The organism is Chloroflexota bacterium, from assembly GCA_016197225.1.
Taxonomy (GTDB): domain Bacteria; phylum Chloroflexota; class Anaerolineae; order Anaerolineales; family VGOW01; genus VGOW01.
Genome location: JACPWC010000086.1, coordinates 13,072 through 33,366, shown reverse-complemented (window position 1 = coordinate 33,366; position 20,295 = coordinate 13,072). Strand labels below are relative to the sequence as shown.

Below are 20,295 nucleotides of genomic sequence, written 5' to 3'. Positions count from 1 at the left end.
GAGGCAATTTTAGATTTGGGATTTTGGGATTTGGGGTTTTTGACTGATGTCTCGCTGGCTTGGATGGATCGGATTGGGAGTTTTGATCGTCGGGGTGGCCGCCGCGTTTGTGGTGCGGCTGGCGATTCCGGCGACCCTGTTGCGATTCGGCTTTGACGCCGACCCGGCCAACTTCACCCTCGTCATTGCCCTGCTCGCCGCCTTCGCACTTCTGACCGCCAGTGTTCTTGTACGCTGGCAAGCCTCCCGCCTCCAACGCGCCCTGGCCGCGCAGGCCGCCGACGAAGAAACCGAGCGCCGACGTTTCATCCAGCGCCTCGATCACGAACTCAAGAATCCCCTCACCGCCATTCAAGTGCAACTCGACAACTTGCAGGCGAGCGAAGCGAGTGAACACAACAGTAAAGAAACCATCGTCGAACTGCGAGCGCAGGCCGACCGGCTGGCCCAACTCACCCGCGGCCTGCGGCGGCTGGCCGACCTCGGCACACGCCCGCTCGAATTCGAGCGCGTGGAGATCGGCGAACTGCTCGACGAAGTCGTCGAGCTTCTGCAAGCGCCCGACCGGATCGCGCTCGACGTGCAAAAAGTGCCCTGGCCCATCCCGCCCATCGAAGGCGACCGCGAACTGCTACTGATGGTTTTCCGCAATTTGTCAAGCAACGCAGCCAGACCTTGCTCGATTTGGCGGCGAGCGAAGACCTGCTGTTCGAGGCGTTTGGATTTGAGCGGGGCGGCTTCGTTTTGTTGCAGTTCAAACTCCATCGCCGGCAAGCTCACGTGGCCGGAAGCGGCCTCGGCCTGTCCATTGTTCAGCGCATCGTCGAGCGGCACGGCGGGCGGCTGGAGCTTCGGAGCCGCCCCGGCCAGGGCACGATTGCCACCGTGCAACTTCCGTATGATCAAACCGCGACACGTTAGGACCGCGCTCGGCCTGATCTTGTTGATCGGCTTCACGCTTTGCGGATTGACGGTGGCCGCTTCTGGCGACCTCGGCCTGGCCATCGCCTTGATCACGGTGACGCCGACTCCGGCTCCTCTCACCCCGGCCAACACCTCAACATTGACTCCCACGCCAACCGCCACTGCCACCATCACTCTTACCTTCACTCCCAACCCGCTGACGCGAACCACCCAACCACCCAACGCCCCAACCACCCAACCAACGCCAACTTCATTTCCCACCCTCTCGCCCGACGAACTCGGCGGCGGAACCGGCCTCATCGCCTTTGTCTCCGAGCGCGACGGCAACCCCGAAATCTACCGCATGGCCCTCGACGGCTCCGGCCTCGTCCGCCTGACCTTCACCGAAGCCGAAGACCGCAGTCCAGGCTGGTCGCCGGACGGGCGTTGGATCGCGTTTCTCTCGCGGCGAGACGGCGACCCCGATATTCACCTTATGACCGCCGACGGCACCCAGCGTCAAAGCCTGACCCGCGATCCCGCCTTTGACGAATTTCCCGCCTGGTCGCCAAACGGCGAATGGATCCTCTTCGACTCGAATCGCTCTGGCCGCTACCAGATTTACCGGATGCACCCAAACGGCTCCGACCTGACACAAGTGGCCGACGCCCCCGCCGACGACGCCGTGGCCGACTGGTCGCCGACCGGCGAGCAGATCGTCTTCGAGTCGCGGCGTGAGAGCGATCAGTATCAGATCTACGTCATGAATGCCGACGGCTCGAATGTCCTGCGCCTCACCCACACCGCCGCCCGCAACTATCACCCCGACTGGTCGCCCGATGGCAAGCAAATTGTCTTTGTCTCCGAGCGAGACGGCGCGAGTGAGATTTACGTGATGAACGCCGACGGCGCCGACCAGCGGCGGCTGACCTTCAACCTGGGCGCGGTACGCACGCCGCACTGGTCGCCCGATGGCAGGCTTATTCTCTTCGCCGCCGACCGCGCCGGCAACTTTGACCTGTACGTGATGCAGGCCGACGGTTCTAACCTCCGTCAACTCACCTCGCACCCGGCGGATGATTATTCGGCGGATTGGCAACCGTGAGGACAACGGGTTTGGAGACAACGGATTTTATGAATTCGCGGATCGCGATCCGCATAATTCGCAGAATCCGTTGTCCCTACACTGCCTCTCACCCGACGCATGATTATTCGGCGGATTGGCAACCGTAAATCAATTGCCCAGTAAGATCGTCTGCGCTATACTGCGCTCATGCTCCTCAATCGCGAACTTGCCGCCGCGCAAGGCCGAGAGACAAAGAGAATATTGGAAGCCGGTTCCTACGTTTCCGAATCGGGGCACCGCATTGAAATTGCCTCTATGTTGAAGCAGGCTGTGGAAGGGACTCGATCCTATCCGGCTGATGAACCGGCTGAGGCACCGCCACCAAAGCATAAAAGCACCACAATTGCAATCGCCAATGAAACATCGCTTGCCTCTGCCGAACGATTAATCCAAGCCGGATATCGCCCAGCGGTGCTAAATTTTGCGTCGGCCAAACACCCTGGCGGTGGGTTTCTTAGCGGCGCAAGGGCACAGGAGGAATCTCTAGCCCGTTCATCCGGTTTGTACACTTGCTTGGTCGGGAATGAAATGTACGCGTATCACCACAAACAGCGCAATCCCCTATATTCTGACTACGCCATCTATTCGCCTGATGTTCCTGTGTTTCGCACAGATGATGGGGCGTTTCGTGATGAACCTCTTCTTTGCTCGTTCATCACTTGCGCCGCTGTCAATGCCAACGAGATTCTTCAAAATGCGCCCTTTTACTACTCTGAGATCGAAGAGGCAATGTGGAAACGAATTCTCAAGATTCTGACAATTGGCGCAAAGCATGGGCACGACGCTATTGTGCTTGGTGCCTGGGGGTGTGGTGCCTTTGGGAATGATGCAAATCAAATTGCTGGTTTGTTCAGCAAAGCATTGAGAAGCAACTTTCAAGGCGTTTATCTAATGGTCGTTTTTGCTATTCTGGATTTTTCTGACGAAGAGAAATTCATAGGGCCGTTTCGGAAAGCATTTGAGGAGGCGAGATGAAAATCGTTCTAGCCGATGTACAGGGGGCGCTAGTTGTTGCCTGGCGAACGGCATTGGCCGACGTAGAGAACGTCGAAATTCATCACGGCTCGATTTTCGATGCGCGGTGCGATGCTTTGGTCAGCCCAGCCAATAGCTTTGGGTTCATGGATGGTGGGCTGGATTTAAGAATTTCAGAATTCTTCGGCTGGCAGGTCGAGAAGCGCCTGCAAAAGATCATCCAGGAAAAACATCACGGTGAACTTCTCGTTGGGCTAGCCGAAATTGTGTCAACCGATCACCCTCAAATACCTTTTGTTATTTCTGCGCCAACCATGCGGGTGCCGATGATCCTCCGCGAATCGGTCAACGTCTATTTGGCAACGCGAGCAATTCTGTTGCTGATAAAATTCGGGCAGTTTGAAGATGGCACACTTATCGGCGACAAAGTAAAGACGGTCGCCATTCCCGGCATGGGTACCGGCGTCGGCAAGGTGTTGCCCGAGGTGTGCGCCAGGCAGATGAAACAAGCCATTGATGATATAAACGGCCAACATCGATTCCCGCTTACCTGGTCAGAGGCCCAAAGACGCCATCAACTGATGTATTCAGAAACGTATCGCGATCTCCAACACTAATTACCCTTCTCCTTCGCAAAACTCATGGCCCAAAATATAGAAACCTCCTGGCGCCCCATCCTCATTGAAGAAACCAAAAAGCCTTACTACAAAGAACTGCAAAAGTTCGTGGCCGAAGAACGGCGCAAGCACACGGTCTTCCCGCCGGAAGAAGAGGTGTTCTCGGCCCTGCACCTGACGCCTTACGAGCAGGTGAGCGTCTTCATCCTGGGGCAAGACCCGTATCACGGCCCCGGGCAGGCGCACGGGCTGTGTTTCTCGGTGAGGCCCGGCGTGCCAACGCCGCCGTCGCTGGTCAACATCTTCAAAGAGTTGCAGAGTGATCTGGGGTGCAAGATTCCGAACAACGGCTATCTCGTGCCGTGGACCAAACAGGGCGTGCTACTGCTCAACGCCGTGCTTACCGTGCGGGCGCATCAGGCCAACTCGCACAAGGACAAGGGCTGGGAGACGTTCACCGACGCCGTGATCAGGGCCGTGAACGATAAGACGGATCGGGTTGTGTTTGTGTTGTGGGGCGCTTACGCCCGCAAGAAGGCCGGCCTGATTGACGCCAAGAGGCACGTCATCATTCAGTCGGCCCACCCCTCGCCGCTCTCGGCGGCCAACGGCTTCTTTGGCAGCCGGCCCTTCTCCAAGATCAACGCCAAACTGCGCGAGGCGGGCAAACCGGAGATTGACTGGCAGATTCCGGATTTGTAAAGCACTTCAAAGGGGTTTTACCACAGAGAGCACAAAGATCACAGAGAAACCCTTTAAAATTCGGGTCTCCCAGCTTTACCGGGAAATGGGACGCGGATAAACGCAGATTTTGTTTTTTATCCGCGAAAATCAGCGTTCATCCGCGTCCCCAAAATTTTTTCACGTTAAATCTAGTAGAGCCAAAATTCTCTGTGGACTCTGTGCTCTCCGTGGTTAATAATCTCCAAGTGCGCGAGACAAACGATTCTAATCGGCCAGCGCCAGAAAGTAGGCCTGCCGCACCAGCCCGATCACATCGTCCAGCGACGTGGCCGGCTGAAGCGGGATGACGACGTTGGCCGAATCAACGGGGCGGGCAATATGGCTGGCATCAACGTATTGCTCCAGCCGCCCGGCCAGCGAGAGCGTGGGTGGCTCGGCCCCGGCGTTGATCTCGGCAAAGGGTTTGCCTTCGATGAGGTATTGCGAAATGCCGGAGTCGGCGGGCGAGGGGCGGTGAATGATGGATACGTCAAGTTGCAGGATGGCCTCCTGCAAACTTTCGAGCGGGAAGGGCAGAGAGGCGCGAGGGTTGGGCTGGCCGGTGAAGGGCAGGTCAAGGAGCGGCACGCGCTCTGGCGAGTTGAGGTGAGCGATCAACTCATCCAGCAATCGGATCGCTTCGGCGTAAGCCACCATCACCAGTTTGAGGGCGTCTTCGTGAGCCTGAGCCTCCGGCGGCTGGGCCGTAATCTGGCGGCTGGCCAGCAGGATGAGGTTGCGGGCAATCGCCAGCCACAGGCGGGGCTTGAAGCGGGCGTCGTTCAGCGAGCCGGCGAAGGCTTCCACCTGTTCGATGAGGCGCTTCTGAAAATGCAAAACCGAGTCGGCCTGGCGCGGCAGGTAGGGATAGTTGATCAGGCCGGGGCCGGTGACGATCTCGTCGCGGGTGAGGCAGTTGGGGCGCTGGCCGCGCGGCAGGTAGCGATATAGAGCCACGTCTTCGAGAAGCAGGCCCCAATCGGTGAGATAGTCGTCAATGTACGAAAGCGTCTCCAGGTCAACAAACTTAACGCGCGACAAAGCCGAATCGATCATCAGGTTGCGGCTGTGACAGTCGCCATGAACCGTGCCAATCGTGGGCGGATTGAGCATAACGGCGTGCCACTGTAACCTGGATAGATAAGTGTTGAGGTTGTGATAGCGCCAGCCGTTGCTCTCGAAACCGATTTCAACATAGTCTTTGAGTTCGGGAAAAGCCGAGGCCTCGCAAATTTTGTTCAGGGCTTCGGTGATCGGCGTGAGGTAGAGCCAGCCCAGTTCGTTGCTGGCCAGCGGGGCGCGGCGGCGGTGCCGGTGAAGGGCCGACAACGCTCCCCCAACCGCGACGGCCAGACGCGCGATCGGTTCTTCGTGCGCCGCGTGGTCATCCAACTGATCCAGAATCCCGCCGAGCGGCGACATCCCCGCCAAATCTTCCATCACCAAATACCACTCCGGCGAGCCGCCGGTGCTTTCGGGCTGGTCGGCGTGCTTGGCAAAGTAGGGCAGAAGTTCGTCGGGCAGTTCACCGTAACGCTTGATAGTGCGGGCCAGCGACTCGATGCTTCCCTGTTTGATGACAAGGCGGAGTGAATCGGGCAAGGCCGTCAGCGATTGGCCCGCGCCGTCGGTGGCGTCCGAGTGCAGGCCAAAGTGAACACGGTAGACGGTGGCGCGGGCGCGCGTGCCGGAGATTCTATCCACCCGCCCCAGCTTGACTTTGACGTGCCCCTGAACAAGTTGGGTGAGCGCGGCTTGTTGACTCGGATCAACGTCGGCTGAGGGTGAGGCCGTCACGGATAACGGGACAGCGTCACTCGCGGGAGCGGCGGGTGGATTCAGTTCAGCCGTCTCTTCCTCGTGAGAGGAGGCCGCCACCCGCGGGGAAGCTTCCGGTTGTCGTTCGGCGGCGGTTTCCGGTTCAGCCTCTTTCGGCGGAACTTCAGGCTCTTTGCTTCGGCGTTCCAGTTTTTCCAACACCATGTCGCTCAACCTGGCGCGGTGATGCGCGGCCAGCAGGCGCAGGGCGAGCGCGTGAAAGTGGACGGGCTGGTGCTGGTGTTCGCCCGTGCGATAGCGAGATCGAATCTCGCCGATGAAACCGCCCACGGTGGCGCGGGCCGCCGGGTGCTCGGTGAAATGGCGGGCTAATTGCAGGGCGCTATACAAGGCCCGCTTGTTGAAAGTATCCTGGTGATCGCGCCACTGCGCGGTGCGAATCAGAATTGACAGGGTTTGATCAATGGCTGGCGAGAGGCTGGTGAGCCGCCGCGACCGCAACAACAAGTCGAGAGCGTAGGCGGCGTCCCCGGCATTGTTGATCTCGGTCAGGGCACTGGTGCCATCCGAGTCGGGCGCGCCAATCGCCAGCCAGATGTTGAGAGCAGTGGCGATAGTGTTCAGCCCATTATCGCGCCACGGTTGCCAGCTCAGTTGAATGTCGCCGCCCAACAACAGCAGGGTGTCCAGCCAGATCATGGTGGCCCGCGCTGGTTTGAGACCGGGCACGTTCAACAGCCAGCCGGTGTTGACATCGGCGTGCTTGCACAGGTCTTCAAAGTCGGCACGCGGGCGCGAAGCGGTGAAACGGCCCAGCATGGCCAGCGCCTTGAAGCGCATGGGGTAAATTCGGGTCAGGTAACGGTCTTGGGGTGGAACATCGCCCAAAACCGGCATCTCGGTGAACCACTTCACCGCCGGTTCAACCAGGTGGGCGGTGACCTGGGCCAGCCCTAGTTCGCCGAGCGCCTCCAACACCTGGGAGGTAATTTGCAGGCGGCGGGTCTCCGGTTTGCCGGGCCAGGTGCCGGTGGCCGGGTCGCGTTGGCGTTCGAGGTAATCGAGGAGAAAGACGGCCAGGTCGGCGTCTTTGTCTAAAGCAGTCGTGCCTTGAGGCGTGAAACGGCCAAGTTTTGTCATCGCCGCTATTTTAGTGCAAGACGGCGGGCGCGCAACAGTGGTTATTTCTCTCCATCCGCCAACTGGCTTCGCTTCTTGCCCCGGCCCAACTGCACCGACCGCTGGTAAGCCGCCCACACCGCCCGCGAGAGTGCGGTGCGAAAGCCGGCTTTTTCGAGGTAGTAGAGGGCCTCGGCGCTGGTGCCGCCGGGCGAGGTGACCTGGTTGCGAAGCCGGGCCAGGTGGTTGGGCGAATGTAGAATATACTCGACAGAGCCTTTGATGGTTTGCAACACCAACTGCTCGGCCACGTGGCGCGAGAAGCCGAGATGCACCCCGGCATCCACCAGAGCTTCCATGAAAAGGAAAACGTAGGCCGGGCCGGTGCCGGAGAGCGCCGTTGCCATGTCGAGATAATCTTCGTCGGCCAAAAAGACCTGCTGGCCGCATGCGCCCAGAATCGCCTCGGCCTGTTTGAGTTGGGCCTCCGTCACTTCGTGGGAAGCCGTCCACACCGAAATACCTTCGCCAATCTGGGCCGGGGTGTTGGGCATGGCCCGCACAATGCCGGTGTGAAGCAGGCCTTGAGCAATCGTCTCGATTTTGACTCCGGCGATGATGGACAGGGCCAGCGAGCCAAGCTGGATGTGGCCCTTGAGTTCCGGCATGACCGTTGGCAGGATCTGCGGTTTGACCGCCAACACGACCACATCGGCTCCCTCTATCGCTTCCCGGTTATTCGTCGTGACGCGGACGCCATATTTCTCGCGCAACGCTTCGCCCCGCTCCGGGCGCGGGCCGGAGGCCACAATGGCTTGCGGCTCAATTAACTTCTGGGCAATCAACCCCGAAATCATGGCTTCGGCCATCGAGCCGGAGCCTATAAAGGCGATGGTGGTATTGGAGAACATGGTTAGCTCCTGAAATCCCAAAAGCCCAACTTCCAAAATCCCAAATCTACGGGCGGTATTAGTCAGAGTTGAGGGTGTCTTTATTTTTCTTGATCAGCGTGCTGAGGATGTTGGTAAGTTCAGAGCTTTCTTGAATCAAAGCCTGACCCTCTGGCGATTCGGAATTGGCCGCACAGATTGTGCGCACCCAGAACCGAGACTCTCGCGCTTCTTTGCGCGATGTTGTCCACTTGTAAACCTTGTCTTTGATTGTCTCAGTTCCATCCGCCTCTTCGATGTTCGCCCCAACAGAAGTAGCCGCTCTGATGAGTTGCTTAGCGCACGTCTCTGTAGCCCAATCCCGAGGCAATGTCCGGACCCATTTTATGACTCGAACCCCAAACAGAAAACTGCGCTCTCGAATGTCGTAGGGTGTATCGGCCTTTCCCGGAGCCATTCTCTGTCCAGTCACTCTTGATTATCTCCTCGCAGATTTGGGATTTTGGGCTTTTGGAATTTGGGATTTTCGTTTACGGTTTGGCAAAATACTGTAGTGCCAGTCTCACCCGCTCCTCGACATCTTTAGGAGCATCCTTCGAGATAGACTGAAGGGCCGCCTGCGCCTCAACCACACTGTAGCCCAAGGCCGTGAGCGCGCCCAGAATTTCAGTATCCACATCTGAAATAGGCACGCCCGCGCCGATTGGCAGGCCGGGGCCAAACTTATCCTTGAGGTGGAAGACGATCTTCTCCGCCGTCTTCTTGCCTACGCCCGGCACGCGATCCAGCACTTCGGGCTGTTCCTGGCCCACCGCCCGCCGCAAGTTGTCGGGCGAAACGTAGGACAGCACCGCCAACGCCAGCTTAGGGCCGACGCCGTTCACGCCGAGCAGAGTCTCAAACAAAGTCCGTTGCTCCTCAGATGAAAAGCCGTAAAGCGTCAGCGCATCTTCGCGGACGATGAGATGGGTGTGCAGAAAAGCTACCTTACCCACGCCGTCAACCTGCTCGAAGACGCTGGCGGGCACAAACACCTTCAAGCCGGCGCCGCCAACTTCGAGGATGAGGAAGTCGTTGTCAATATGTTGGATGAGGCCGCGGAGGGAGGAGATCATTTCAATTCACAATGCTCAATGCTCAATTCACAAATTGCGCATTGTGAATTGAGCATTGGGAATTATTCAATCAACGCATTCATCTTCGCCGAATACAAGTGGCAAATCGCCACCGCCAGCGCGTCGGCGGCATCGTCGGGTTTGGGGATGGACTCCAGGTTGAGCAGGGTGCGCACCATCTCCTGCATCTGGCGCTTGTCGGCGCGGCCATAACCGGAGACGGCCTGCTTCACCTGCAACGGCGTGTACTCGCCCATCTCAAGGCCGCAGTCGGCCAGAGCCAGCAGGGCCACGCCCCGTCCCTGCCCGACCGACATGGCTGTCGTCACGTTCTTCTGAAAAAACAACTTCTCCACCGCGCCGGAGTCCGGGTGGTGGAGAGTGATGACCTGCTTCAGTTCGCGGTGAATGGTTTGCAGTCGTTTCGGCAAGGGCTGGCCGGCGGGCGTGATCACGGCCCCGTAAGCCACACACTCCAATTCCGAGTCGGTCTCTCGCACCAGCCCCCAGCCGGTGGTCGCCGTGCCGGGGTCAATGCCGATGACGAGCATAGAAGAATGAAAAATGACAAATGGGAAATGTCAAATGACAACCATTTTCGTCATTAGTCATTTGTCATTCGTCATTGTCAGGCCGCCATCGCTTCCGCGGCTTCGTCGCTCACGTGCAGGTTGGTGTACACCTTCTGCACGTCGTCCAGTTCTTCAAGCTCTTCGATGGTCTTCAGCACTTTCACCGTGTCATCGCGCGAAAGCTCCATAGTGTTGGTCGGCTCCATCCGCAGTTCAGCTTCTTCAGGCTGGATGCTGGCCGCCCGCAGTTTGTCGCTCACCGACTTGAAGGATTCGACCGGGGCGTAAATTTCAATGTGCTCCTCGCCAAATTGCACATCGTCCGCTCCGGCATCCACTGCCATCTCAAAAACTTTGTCCTGATCGTGGCCTTCTGCCGGGAAGGCAAAATAGGCCTTGCGCTGGAACTGCCAGGCCACCGAATTGCCTTCGCCCAGGTTGCCGCCGGCTCGGGTGAGCGTCCGCCGCAGGTCGGATACGGTGCGGTTGCGGTTGTCGGTGACACACTCGATGATGACGGCCACCCCGTGGCCGGCGTACCCTTCATACATAATCTGCTCCAGCGCGCCGCCTTCGCCGTCGCCCGTGCCGCGAGCAATGGCCCGCTCAATGTTGTCCTTCGGCATGTTGTTGGAGCGGGCTTTGTCCACCGCCAGCCTCAGCTTGAAGTTACTGTCGGCGTCGCCGCCGCCCTCGCGGGCCGCCATTGCGATCTCGCGGGCGAGCCGGGTGAAGAGTTGGCCGCGCTTGGCGTCAGCCGCGCCCTTTTTGCGTTTAATGGTTGCCCATTTGGAATGACCTGACATGGGGAGAACTCCTTCGAATTTTGCTTTCGAGGAGATTATAGCATAGCCATGTCGGGGTTCCGTCTATCTCGTGAACAGCTTATCCACCGCTTCCGTCAACTGGCGCAAGCTGGATACCTGATGCACTGCGTCCACCAGCGGCGCGTATTGCAGCATGTCGCTGTCGCCGGTTCCCCACTCGTACTTGGCTTCGGGGTTGAACCAAACCACCCACTTAGCCCGGCGCTTCAAGGGTTAGGATTAACCCAGACTGTCTGGTATAGTGGTTGACGATGTAATCATTGCCGGCTCACCTTCCCCACAGAAAACACTCGATCCCACTCTTTTTCTGGGTATGACAGAGGCGGCCACCAGGCAACCGTCTCTTTGCATTAAAAAAGCCAGGGACAACTAAAAAGAGGCTGGTTGTCAGAAAAGAGATGTTCGTCATGGATCACAGCTCAACCAATTCAACCATCAACCGCATTGCCTTCATCGGCAACTATTTGCCGCGTCAGTGCGGCATCGCCACCTTCACCACCGACCTGTGCGAGGCCGTCGCCGCCGAGTATAGCGGAACAACGTGTATTGCCCTGCCGGTCAATGACATCGAGACCGGTTATGCCTATCCGCCCCGCGTTCGTTTTGAACTGACGGAGAAGGACCTCGAGTCCTATCGCCGCGCCGCCGACTTTCTGAATATCAACAATGTAGACCTGGTGTGCCTGCAACACGAGTATGGCATCTTCGGCGGGCGGGCGGGCAGTCACATCCTGGCCCTCTTACGCGAATTGCGCATGCCCATCGTCACGACCCTGCACACCATTCTGCGCGAGCCTGACCCCGATCAGCGACGGGTGCTGGAGGAGGTCGCGGCCCTGTCCGATCGGTTGGTCGTCATGAGCGAGCGTGGCACAGAATTCTTGCAGGAGGTCTATGGCGTGTCGCCGGGGAAGATTGATCAGATCCCGCACGGCATCCCGGATGTGCCCTTTGTGGATCCGAGTTTTCACAAAGACCTGTTTGGAGTCGAGGGCAAAATCGTCCTGCTCAGTTTTGGATTGCTCTCGGCCAACAAAGGCATCGAAAACGTCATCGCCGCCCTGCCCGCCATTTTGGCCAAGCACCCGAACGTGGTGTACATCATCCTCGGCGCGACTCATCCGCACGTCAAGCGGTACGACGGCGAAACGTATCGGCTGTCCCTGCAATGGCTGGCCCAGGAGCAAGGAGTGGAAGGTCAGGTGATCTTCTACAATCGCTTTGTCAGTTTGGAGGAGCTCGTCGAGTTCATTGGCGCGGCAGACATTTACATCACGCCCTATCTCGACGCGGCGCAGATCACCTCGGGCACGCTGTCCTACACCCTGGGGGCGGGCAAGGCCGTGATTTCAACCCCGTATTGGTACGCCGAAGAGATGCTGGCCGAAGAACGGGGAGTGCTGGTGCCGTTCCGTGATCCGGCGGCGTTGGCCGAACAGGTGATTGATCTGCTCGACAACGAGTCCAAACGTCACGCCATACGCAAGCGGGCCTATCTGTTTGGGCGGGCGATGGTCTGGCCGCAGGTGGCCCGCCGCTACATGGAAAGTTTTGAACGCGCCCGCGCCGAACGCCGCCATTTCATCCCGCCCGGCTTCACGGCCAAAGCGCTCGACAAACACCCGGGCGAATTGCCTCCGCTCAAACTCGATCACTTACGCCACATGACCGACGAGACCGGCATGTTGCAACACGCCCTGTTCACCGTACCCAACTATCGCGAGGGTTACACGACCGACGACAACGCCCGCGCCCTGATGGTGAGCGCTCTCCTGGAAGAATTGGGCGGTGGGGAAGCCTTAGAACTGGCTACCCGTTATCTCGCCTTCGTCTGGTATGCCTTCAATGCTGAGACCGGACGCTTTCGCAACTTTATGGATTACCAGCGCCACTGGCTGGAAGAGGGCGGCTCCGACGATAGCCACGGTCGTGCCCTGTGGGCGTTGGGCACCGTGTTAGGCCGCTCCAACACACCCGCCCTGCCGAGTATGGCCGGCCGATTATTCGAGCAGGCCCTGCCCGCCATTCTCGATACAACCAGCCCGCGAGCCTGGGCTTTCGCCCTCATCGGCATCCGCGAGTATCTCCAGCGTTTTGCCGGTGACCGCATGGCGAGCCAGGTGCAGGAAGAATTGGCCGGGCGGCTCTTGACGCTTTATCAAAGCCACCGCTCGGACGACTGGCGCTGGTACGAAGACGGGTTGACCTATTGCAACGCCGCCCTGCCGCATGCCCTCCTCCTCTGCGGCCAATCAATTCCCAATAACGCCATGATGGATGCCGGGCTGGAGTCGCTTAGCTGGCTGGTTGACTTGCAGCGGGATGCCGAAGGCAGGCATTTTCTCCCCATTGGATCTAACGGGTTTTATGAGCGGGGCCGTGAGCGGGCCCGGTTCGATCAACAGCCAGTGGAGGCGCAAGCCACGGTCTCTGCCTGCCTCGAAGCCTACCGGATCACCGGAGACAAGCGCTGGCGCAAGGAAGCCCGCCGCGCCTTCGAGTGGTTCCTCGGACGCAACGACCTGAAGTTACCCATCTACGATCCGACGACGGGCGGTTGCCGGGACGGTCTGCACCCCGACCGCCCGAACGAGAATCAGGGCGCGGAGTCGACGCTGGCTTTTCTCCAGGCCTTGCTGGAATTGCGGCTGGCTGAAAATGCTCTTCAATCTCTGGAGCCCCTATCCCATGAATAATCAACACCCCGAACTCTTCCGGCGGCACAAGCTCAATCCGATCTTGACCGCCGCCGATTGGCCCTATCCGATTCACAGCGTGTTTAACCCGGCCGCCACGTTGCTCTCTGATGGAACGACCCTGCTCTTGTGCCGCGTGGAAGATCGGCGTGGGCATTCGCATTTGTGCGCCGCCCGTTCTGCCAATGGGGTGGATGACTGGCAGATTGATCCCCAGCCCACCCTGCTGGCCGACCCCGAAAACTACCCGGAGGAAAGGTGGGGTATTGAAGACCCACGCATCACCTACATCCCCGAACTGAAAAAATATGCCGTCGTCTATACCGCCTACTCGCGCGTTGGCCCCGGCGTGGCCCTGGCGCTCACCGAGGATTTCCGCCACTTCGAGCGCTATGGGATGATCATGTCGCCCGAAGACAAAGATGCGGCCTTGTTCCCGCATCGCATCGGCGGCCATTGGGCGATGATCCATCGCCCGGTCAGCGCCCCCGGCGCGCACATGTGGATGTCTTATTCGCCCGACCTGCGGCACTGGGGCAGTCATAAGCTGATGCTGGAAGCCCGGAGTGGTGGGTGGTGGGACGCGAATAAAATCGGACTCTCGCCGCCGCCCATCGAAACCCCGCAGGGCTGGCTGGTGATTTACCACGGGGTGCGGCAAAATGCGGCCGGCTGTCTTTACCGGGTAGGACTCGCACTGTTTGACTTGCATACTCCGGAGCATTGTTTGAAACGCGGTGAGGAATGGGTCTTTGGCCCGGAAGAACCTTACGAGTTGCGCGGGGATGTGGACAACGTCGTTTTTCCTTGCGGCTACACCCTGGCCCCCGATGGCGACACTATCCACCTGTATTATGGCGCGGCGGACACGAGCATTGCCCTGGCCAGCGGCAGTGTTCACGCCATTCTCGAGTGGCTTGAACAGCACGGCAGAACTTACGCCGAAAGGCGAGAATAGCTACCGATACCCAAACAGCTTATCCACCGCCTCCGTCAACTGGCGCAAGCTGGACACCTGATGCACTGCGTCCACCAGCGGCGCGTACTGCAACATGTCGCTGTCGCCGGTTCCCCATTCGTACTTCGCTTCGGGGTTGAACCAGACCACCCGTTTCGCCCGCCGCTTCAACAAGTCAATCAAATCCAGGCGCGGGTCGTTGTAATTGTTGCGCCCGTCGCCGCAAAAGATGAGCGTCGTCCGGCGGTCAACCGCGTCGCCAAACTCTTTCACAAACTGGTCGAGGCTGAGGCCCAGGTCGGTGCTGTAGTAGCCGGGCGGCAAACGCCGAAGGACGATAGGAATGGCGGTCTCCGGGCGAGCGGCGGTGAACTCGTCGGTCACTTCTTCGATATGATCAATGAAAGCAAACGACCGCGCCTTGCCCACCTGATCCTGCATCTCGTAGATCAGCCGCAGAAGAAAATCCACGACGGGCCGCATCGAAGTGGACACGTCGCAGATCAGGGCGAACTTGGGTTTGAGGCGGCGCTTCTTCCAGTGCATTTCAAAGGGGACGCCGCCGTGGCGGACATTGGCCCGGATCGTGCTTTTGGCGTCAAAGGTCGGGCCGGCGCCCTTGCGCTGGCGAAGTGAAGCGCGTGAGCGGAGCCGGGCCGCCAGGCGCGTCACCTCGCGCCGCAGTTCGCGCGCTTCGGACTCGGATAGCGAGTTGAAGGGGCGATCCATTAACTCGTCAACGGTTGGCTTGTCCGGCGGTTGCTCGGCCAGGCGGCGGGCCAGCGATTGGCCAAAGTATTGCTCGGCCTGCTCGGACAGCGCCTGGGCGTTGGCTTCCATCAGTTGACGGAGTTGGTTGAGAGCTTCGGGACTCATGCCAAGTTGAGCGAGTTGAGCCAGGAGCTTCTCAATCTGATCCAACAGGTCTTCCAACCCCATCTGACGCAACATCTCGCGCGTCAGGCGGCGGACGTTTTCGGGGCGCTGGTTGCGATCCGCGCCGAGCCGCCTGGCCCACTTTTCCAGTTCTTCCTGTGAGAGGTTCTGCCCTTTCAGCAAACGCTTGAGCAAGTCGTTGAGTTCACCGGCCAGCGCCCGCAGAGCGTCGCGTAACAAGTCCTGCTCGTCGGGTGACAAAACGTCGGAGGAGGGAGTCAGAGGCGGCCCGCCCGCAGAAAAGTAGAGCGGAAAGAGCTTGTCGAAGATCGCGCCGTCGGCCCGCTCTTTGATCAGCGTGGCCTTGAGGGCCGAGTGAAACAGGTTGCGGTCTTCGATGCTGATGTGCGAGGTGGCCCGCATGGCATCCTGTGTCTCGGCCAGCGAAACCCGCACGCCCGATGCGCGGAGACCGGCGATGAATTGGACGATGCGATCTTCCATAATTCAGTAGGCAGTGAGCAGTGAGCAGTGAGCAGTGGCGAACAACTGCTGTTCACTGTTCACTTCCCACTGTTCACTATATCCGCTTCAACGGTCGAATATTGCCATCAAAAGACGTGCCGCTGTCCGGGTCTTGCGGGCCTCTGCGGCGTGGCGAGCCGTCGTCGCGCTGGAGGGTGGCCCGGGCGCGTTGCACGTCGGCTTCGTGCTTGAGCAAAAGGGTCAGGGTGTTGTCGAGCGTCTCTTTGTCGAGATTTTTGGCATTGAGCAAAACGAGGGCCTTGGCCCAATCCAGGGTTTCACTCACACTGGGGCTTTTCTTGAGATCGAGGCGGCGCAACCGTTGAACAAAGTCCACGGCTTGCTTGGCGAGTGCGGGCGCAAGGTCGGGCACTTTGAGTCGAACAACACGAAGTTCGGCCTCGGCGGTCGGATAGTCAATGAAGAGATAGACGCAACGGCGCTTGAGAGCTTCGGAAAGTTCACGGGTGTTGTTGGAGGTGAGGAGAACGAGCGGCTGGTTGCGAGCGGTCAGGGTGCCGATTTCCGGCACGGTCACTTGGAAGTCGGACAACACTTCGAGCAGGAAGGCTTCAAACTCGGCGTCGGTGCGATCAATTTCGTCAATGAGGAGCGCAACCGGTTTTTCGGAGAGCACGGCTTTGAGCAATGGGCGCGGCAGAAGGAAGCGTTGCGAGAAGAACACTTCTTCTTCGTTGGCAATTTTGTCGGCGGCCTGGCCGAGGGTTTCTGTGCCCACCAGCAAGTTTTGCAGTTTGTCGCGCAGGAGTTGGGTGTAGAGCATTTGCTTGGCGTACTCCCACTCGTAGAGCGCCTTCGTTTCGTCCAGCCCTTCGTAGCATTGCAGGCGGATGAGTTCGCGTCCGGTAGAGGCGGCCCAGGCTTTGGCTAGTTCGGTCTTGCCTACGCCGGCCGGCCCTTCGGCCAGCACCGGCTTGCCCAACCGCTCGGCCAGGTATAGCACCGTGCCAATTTCGTTGGAGGCGATGTATTGTTGCTTGCCCAAACCATCAACAACGTCCGATGTTGAGTTGAACATAATTGCCTTTGGCTGTCAGCCATCAGCCTTCAGCGTTCAGCTTTTGGCTGATAGCTGACTGCCGACCGCTAAACGCTGTTCTGCTCCCGCACCTTCTGCCGCAGTTTATCAATCACTTCCCTCTCGCCCGTCTCGTCATCCAAATAATACCAGTGTTCCCAGCCGTTGCACGGTGTATCTTGAATCGCCCGTCCCACTTCGTGAATCGAGCCGGTGAGGCGGCCCCATTTGAGTTGGCCGTTTGCCAGCACCATAGCTTTGGCGCTGCCTTTCTTGCCGAAGTACAGATGTTGGCCGGGCTTGAGCAGGCCGCGCTCCAGCAGAGCGCCAAACGGAATGCGCGGCTGGGCGCGCTTGCCCTGCACGGCAAAAGCTTCATCAGTGAACAACGGTTGCTCGATTGCGTCAATGCGCTCTTTGGCTAGCTTGATGTACGTTTCGTCGCGCTCAATGCCGATCCAGTGACGGCCCATCTTTTTGGCCACCGCCCCGGTCGTGCCACTACCGAAGAATGGATCCAGCACCACATCGCCCGGATTAGAACTTGATAAGACGACGCGATACAACAGGCTCTCCGGCTTCTGGGTGGAGTGCGCCTTTTCGCCGCCTGCGGCCTTCAAGCGTTCCTTTCCGGAACAGATCGGCAGTGCCCAGTCGCTCCGCATTTGCAAGCCATCGTTCAGCGACTTCATGGCCTGATAGTTGAAGGTGTATTTAGCCCCCTGCTTCTTCTGCGCCCAGAGCAGAGTCTCGTGGGCGTTGGTGAAGCGGACGCCCCGAAAGTTGGGCATCGGGTTTACTTTCGTCCATACCAGGTCGTTGAGAATCCAGAATCCCAAATCCATCAAGATCGAGCCGACGCGATAGATGTTGTGATACGAACCGATGACCCAGATGGTGCCCGTCTCTTTCAACACCCGCCTGCACGCCGCCAGCCATTCTCTTGTGAATTTATCATACTCCTCAAAACTGCCAAAGCGATCCCACTCGTCGTCCACCGCGTCCACTTTGGTCATGTTGGGCCGCCACAGTTCTTGTTGCAGTTGCAGGTTGTACGGCGGGTCGGCGAAGATCAGGTCAACCGAGTTTTCGGGCAGGGTGTTGAGAATGGAAATGCAATCGCCGGGGAGAATTTGGTTGAGGGGCAAGTCCATGTAATTATTCTACCCGCAAATCCGCTTTCCACTATAATTTGCCTCATGGTACAAACGCCCCAAGCCGAACGCCAGTCAAAAGCCACAACAAGCTCCGCGAAATCCGATCAATCAAATCTATTATGACCAACCTGCTCAAATCTCACTTCCTGCTCGACCCCAACATCGTCTTCCTCAATCACGGCTCTTTCGGCGCCTGCCCCAGGCCGGTCTTTGAAACATATCAGAACTGGCAGAGGGAACTGGAGCGCCAGCCGGTGGAATTTTTGGGGCGGCAGATCACAGAACTGATGGCCGACTCTCGCGCCAAACTGGCCGCCTACCTCGGTTCAGCCGCCGACGACCTGGTTTACTTCCCTAACCCCACCACCGCCCTCAACGGGGTTGCCCGGAGCCTGCAATTGAAGCCGGGTGATGAAATCCTGAGCACCGATCATGAATACGGGGCAATGGATCGAACGTGGACGTTTATGTGCAAAAAGGCGGGCACCCGTTACCTCCGCCGGCCCATTCCTTTGCCCGTCACCTCCCACGCCGATTTTGTCGAGCGCTTCTGGAACGGCGTCAGCGAGCGCACCCGAGTCATTTTCATCAGCCATCTCACCAGCCCCACTGCCCTCATCTTTCCGGTTCAGGAAATCTGCCGCCGCGCCCGCGCCGCCGGAATCCTGAGCATCGTTGACGGCGCGCACGCGCCCGGCCAGCTTCCGCTCAACCTGGCCGAACTGGGCGCGGATGTGTATTCGGGCGCGCTGCACAAGTGGCTCAACGCGCCTAAAGGCTCGGCGTTTCTCTACGCCCGCCCCGAAGCGCAAGCCTGGCTGGAGCCGCTGGTGGTGAGCTGGGGTTGGGGCAACGACGACTTGCCGCCCTCGCCCGGCCTCGGCGAGACGCCGTTCATCAGCATTCATCAGTGGCAAGGCACGCGCGACATGGCGGCGTTTCTGGCAACGCCGGTTGCGATTCAATTTCAAGTTGAACACGATTGGGAAACGGTGCGGCGCGAGTGCCATGCCCTGGCGAGCGAGACTCGAAACCGCCTCAACGCCCTCACCGGCCTCGAAGCCATTTGCCCCGACTCAACGGAGTGGCTCGGCCAACTGGCCGCCGTTCGTTTGCCTGAGGTGATTGATATTGACGCGCTCAAAGCCCGCCTGTACGACGAGTTTCATATTGAAGTCCCGTTGCTCAAATGGAACGGGCGGAATTTCATGCGTGTATCGTTTCAGGGATATAACTCGCCGGAGGACGCCGACGCGCTGGTGGAAGCGTTGAAGGTTTGCCTGTAGAGAAGCCTGGGCAAACTATTAGTAGCCGAAATGGCGGATGATTAAAAGCGCATCCTCAATCGGGTTTTCGGCAAACGGCAGGGTGTGATCGCGGGAAACGGTGGCGGAAATTCGAGCCGCCGCCGCCCGAACTGCTTCCGGCACTTTTTCGTCGGCGGCGACGGCCCGCAGCCGTGTCACCGCGCTCGCGCCCCAGGCCGGCGGCTGGGTCTGCCGGGCCAGCCAGCCCCGGATCGCCTCCCCGGCGGCGCGGCGGGCGCAGGCACGCGCCATGCCCTCGTTCTTTTCGTCCAGCGCCTTCTGCGCCCGATCCAGCTCTCGTTGAATCTCGTCGGTCATAAAAACTTCCCCATCGGCAAAACGTCAATTTCGTTCGCCGCCAACGCTTCACGAATTGCTTTGGCGATTGCCGGCGCCGACGGATTGTCGCCATGAATGCAAAGCGTCTCAACCTGAACCTGCCGCCCGCCAAACCGGATTCCCTCTCTGACCATTTTCACGGCCTGGGCCGCCGCCGCCGCTGGCGACTCAATCACCGCGCCCGGCAAGCGGCGCGGCCTCAACGTGCCGTCGTCGTTATAGCCCCGTTCGGGAAAACCCTCATTCGCAACCTTCAGCCCGGCCTCAACACCGGCTTCAACTAACACCGAACCGGCCAGCCCCATCAGAATCAAACTCTTGCTAAAGCGGGCCACACTTTGAGCAATCGCCGTTGCCAACGCCCGATCTTTCGCGGCCTGATTGTAAAGCGCCCCGTGCGGCTTCACGTGCGCCAACTCAAGGCCGGCGGCGCGGGCAAACCCGGCCAGCGCACTTATTTGATACAAGACGAACGCCTCAGCTTCATCTGGCGATAGATCAAGGGGACGGCGGCCAAACCCTTGCAGGTCGGGGTGGCCGGGGTGAGCGCCGACGGCGGCCCCGTGCCGTTTCGCCAGCCGAATCGTCGCCGCCATCACCAGCGGATCGCCCGCGTGCAAACCGCAGGCAATGTTGGTCGAGGTGATCAATGGCATCAACGCCTCGTCGTCCCCCAGCGAGTAACGGCCAAAACTTTCGCCCATATCGCAGTTGAGGTCAATGTTCATCGGGCTGGCACAAAGGCACAAAGC

The 20,295-nt window shown here is 59.2% G+C and carries 19 protein-coding genes; 7 read left to right on the top strand and 12 right to left on the bottom strand.

Annotated elements, in window-relative coordinates; all coding sequences use genetic code 11:
• Positions 1-46: 46 nt before the first annotated feature.
• The 4 genes from HYZ49_15525 (at position 47) to HYZ49_15510 (ending at position 4,323) form a co-directional block, all read left to right on the top strand.
• Positions 47-2,008, top strand: coding sequence for a PD40 domain-containing protein (locus HYZ49_15525; protein MBI3243694.1), 1,962 nt, complete (start codon positions 47-49; stop codon positions 2,006-2,008).
• Positions 2,009-2,176: 168 nt separating this feature from the next.
• Positions 2,177-3,004: a TIGR02452 family protein gene (locus HYZ49_15520; protein MBI3243693.1), complete on the top strand. Its 828-nt coding sequence runs from the start codon at positions 2,177-2,179 to the stop codon at positions 3,002-3,004.
• The gene (locus tag HYZ49_15515) at positions 3,001-3,621 is read left to right on the top strand and encodes a macro domain-containing protein (protein MBI3243692.1); all 621 of its coding nucleotides are present in this window, start codon (positions 3,001-3,003) and stop codon (positions 3,619-3,621) included. Before HYZ49_15520 ends, HYZ49_15515 begins: the two co-directional genes overlap by 4 nt.
• A 24-nt stretch (positions 3,622-3,645) precedes the next feature.
• Complete coding sequence (locus HYZ49_15510; protein MBI3243691.1) at positions 3,646-4,323, top strand: uracil-DNA glycosylase; 678 nt, start codon at positions 3,646-3,648, stop codon at positions 4,321-4,323.
• Positions 4,324-4,569: 246 nt separating this feature from the next.
• Here the strand turns inward: HYZ49_15510 and HYZ49_15505 are convergent, their stop codons facing one another.
• The 7 genes from HYZ49_15505 to HYZ49_15475 all read right to left on the bottom strand — a co-directional run bounded on the left by HYZ49_15505 (position 4,570) and on the right by HYZ49_15475 (position 10,856).
• Positions 4,570-7,263: an aminoglycoside phosphotransferase family protein gene (locus HYZ49_15505; protein MBI3243690.1), complete on the bottom strand. Its 2,694-nt coding sequence runs from the start codon at positions 7,261-7,263 to the stop codon at positions 4,570-4,572.
• 41 nt (positions 7,264-7,304) lie between these two features.
• Positions 7,305-8,153, bottom strand: coding sequence for a pyrroline-5-carboxylate reductase (locus HYZ49_15500; protein ID MBI3243689.1), 849 nt, complete (start codon positions 8,151-8,153; stop codon positions 7,305-7,307).
• Between the two features lie 58 nt (positions 8,154-8,211).
• The gene (locus HYZ49_15495) at positions 8,212-8,589 is read right to left on the bottom strand and encodes a four helix bundle protein (protein ID MBI3243688.1); all 378 of its coding nucleotides are present in this window, start codon (positions 8,587-8,589) and stop codon (positions 8,212-8,214) included.
• A 73-nt stretch (positions 8,590-8,662) separates the two neighbouring features.
• Positions 8,663-9,247: a Holliday junction branch migration protein RuvA gene (ruvA, locus tag HYZ49_15490; GenBank protein ID MBI3243687.1), complete on the bottom strand. Its 585-nt coding sequence runs from the start codon at positions 9,245-9,247 to the stop codon at positions 8,663-8,665.
• 62 nt (positions 9,248-9,309) lie between these two features.
• The gene (gene ruvC / locus HYZ49_15485; GenBank protein ID MBI3243686.1) at positions 9,310-9,798 is read right to left on the bottom strand and encodes a crossover junction endodeoxyribonuclease RuvC; all 489 of its coding nucleotides are present in this window, start codon (positions 9,796-9,798) and stop codon (positions 9,310-9,312) included.
• Between the two features lie 77 nt (positions 9,799-9,875).
• Positions 9,876-10,625, bottom strand: a complete 750-nt coding sequence (locus HYZ49_15480) for a YebC/PmpR family DNA-binding transcriptional regulator (protein ID MBI3243685.1) — start codon at positions 10,623-10,625, stop codon at positions 9,876-9,878.
• Between the two features lie 63 nt (positions 10,626-10,688).
• Positions 10,689-10,856, bottom strand: coding sequence for a hypothetical protein (locus tag HYZ49_15475; GenBank protein ID MBI3243684.1), 168 nt, complete (start codon positions 10,854-10,856; stop codon positions 10,689-10,691).
• 197 nt (positions 10,857-11,053) lie between these two features.
• Here HYZ49_15475 and HYZ49_15470 point away from each other — a divergent pair, with 197 nt between their 5' ends.
• Complete coding sequence (locus HYZ49_15470; protein ID MBI3243683.1) at positions 11,054-13,342, top strand: glycosyltransferase family 4 protein; 2,289 nt, start codon at positions 11,054-11,056, stop codon at positions 13,340-13,342.
• Positions 13,335-14,300, top strand: a complete 966-nt coding sequence (locus HYZ49_15465; GenBank protein MBI3243682.1) for a glycosidase — start codon at positions 13,335-13,337, stop codon at positions 14,298-14,300. Before HYZ49_15470 ends, HYZ49_15465 begins: the two co-directional genes overlap by 8 nt.
• Here HYZ49_15465 and HYZ49_15460 read toward each other — a convergent pair whose 3' ends face one another.
• From HYZ49_15460 to HYZ49_15450, 3 genes are all read right to left on the bottom strand, one after another.
• Complete coding sequence (locus HYZ49_15460; GenBank protein MBI3243681.1) at positions 14,301-15,680, bottom strand: VWA domain-containing protein; 1,380 nt, start codon at positions 15,678-15,680, stop codon at positions 14,301-14,303.
• Positions 15,681-15,756: 76 nt separating this feature from the next.
• Positions 15,757-16,740, bottom strand: a complete 984-nt coding sequence (locus tag HYZ49_15455) for a MoxR family ATPase (GenBank protein MBI3243680.1) — start codon at positions 16,738-16,740, stop codon at positions 15,757-15,759.
• Between the two features lie 68 nt (positions 16,741-16,808).
• Complete coding sequence (locus tag HYZ49_15450) at positions 16,809-17,894, bottom strand: site-specific DNA-methyltransferase (protein ID MBI3243679.1); 1,086 nt, start codon at positions 17,892-17,894, stop codon at positions 16,809-16,811.
• A gap of 122 nt (positions 17,895-18,016) precedes the next feature.
• On the opposite strand from HYZ49_15450, the gene HYZ49_15445 reads away from it, so the two are divergent.
• Positions 18,017-19,183, top strand: coding sequence for an aminotransferase class V-fold PLP-dependent enzyme (locus HYZ49_15445; GenBank protein MBI3243678.1), 1,167 nt, complete (start codon positions 18,017-18,019; stop codon positions 19,181-19,183).
• Between the two features lie 18 nt (positions 19,184-19,201).
• On the opposite strand, the gene HYZ49_15440 is transcribed toward HYZ49_15445, so the two are convergent.
• Both HYZ49_15440 and HYZ49_15435 read right to left on the bottom strand, forming a co-directional pair.
• Entirely contained in the window at positions 19,202-19,522 is a 321-nt protein-coding gene (locus HYZ49_15440) for a hypothetical protein (GenBank protein ID MBI3243677.1), read from the bottom strand.
• Positions 19,519-20,271 carry a 5-oxoprolinase subunit PxpA gene (locus HYZ49_15435; GenBank protein ID MBI3243676.1) on the bottom strand — a complete coding sequence of 251 codons (753 nt, stop codon included), beginning with the start codon at positions 20,269-20,271 and terminating at the stop codon, positions 19,519-19,521. Before HYZ49_15435 ends, HYZ49_15440 begins: the two co-directional genes overlap by 4 nt.
• Positions 20,272-20,295: the final 24 nt, after the last annotated feature.

What these genes read in the sequence shown, in the direction of transcription:
- HYZ49_15525 (MBI3243694.1), top strand. Translation starts at nt 47, where the DNA reads ATGTCTCGCTGGCTTGGATGGATCGGATTGGGAGTTTTGATCGTCGGG.
- HYZ49_15520 (MBI3243693.1), top strand. Translation starts at nt 2,177, where the DNA reads ATGCTCCTCAATCGCGAACTTGCCGCCGCGCAAGGCCGAGAGACAAAG.
- HYZ49_15515 (MBI3243692.1), top strand. Translation starts at nt 3,001, where the DNA reads ATGAAAATCGTTCTAGCCGATGTACAGGGGGCGCTAGTTGTTGCCTGG.
- HYZ49_15510 (MBI3243691.1), top strand. Translation starts at nt 3,646, where the DNA reads ATGGCCCAAAATATAGAAACCTCCTGGCGCCCCATCCTCATTGAAGAA.
- HYZ49_15505 (MBI3243690.1), bottom strand. Translation starts at nt 7,263, where the DNA reads ATGACAAAACTTGGCCGTTTCACGCCTCAAGGCACGACTGCTTTAGAC.
- HYZ49_15500 (MBI3243689.1), bottom strand. Translation starts at nt 8,153, where the DNA reads ATGTTCTCCAATACCACCATCGCCTTTATAGGCTCCGGCTCGATGGCC.
- HYZ49_15495 (MBI3243688.1), bottom strand. Translation starts at nt 8,589, where the DNA reads ATGGCTCCGGGAAAGGCCGATACACCCTACGACATTCGAGAGCGCAGT.
- ruvA (MBI3243687.1), bottom strand. Translation starts at nt 9,247, where the DNA reads ATGATCTCCTCCCTCCGCGGCCTCATCCAACATATTGACAACGACTTC.
- ruvC (MBI3243686.1), bottom strand. Translation starts at nt 9,798, where the DNA reads ATGCTCGTCATCGGCATTGACCCCGGCACGGCGACCACCGGCTGGGGG.
- HYZ49_15480 (MBI3243685.1), bottom strand. Translation starts at nt 10,625, where the DNA reads ATGTCAGGTCATTCCAAATGGGCAACCATTAAACGCAAAAAGGGCGCG.
- HYZ49_15470 (MBI3243683.1), top strand. Translation starts at nt 11,054, where the DNA reads ATGGATCACAGCTCAACCAATTCAACCATCAACCGCATTGCCTTCATC.
- HYZ49_15465 (MBI3243682.1), top strand. Translation starts at nt 13,335, where the DNA reads ATGAATAATCAACACCCCGAACTCTTCCGGCGGCACAAGCTCAATCCG.
- HYZ49_15460 (MBI3243681.1), bottom strand. Translation starts at nt 15,680, where the DNA reads ATGGAAGATCGCATCGTCCAATTCATCGCCGGTCTCCGCGCATCGGGC.
- HYZ49_15455 (MBI3243680.1), bottom strand. Translation starts at nt 16,740, where the DNA reads ATGTTCAACTCAACATCGGACGTTGTTGATGGTTTGGGCAAGCAACAA.
- HYZ49_15450 (MBI3243679.1), bottom strand. Translation starts at nt 17,894, where the DNA reads ATGGACTTGCCCCTCAACCAAATTCTCCCCGGCGATTGCATTTCCATT.
- HYZ49_15445 (MBI3243678.1), top strand. Translation starts at nt 18,017, where the DNA reads ATGACCAACCTGCTCAAATCTCACTTCCTGCTCGACCCCAACATCGTC.
- HYZ49_15440 (MBI3243677.1), bottom strand. Translation starts at nt 19,522, where the DNA reads ATGACCGACGAGATTCAACGAGAGCTGGATCGGGCGCAGAAGGCGCTG.
- HYZ49_15435 (MBI3243676.1), bottom strand. Translation starts at nt 20,271, where the DNA reads ATGAACATTGACCTCAACTGCGATATGGGCGAAAGTTTTGGCCGTTAC.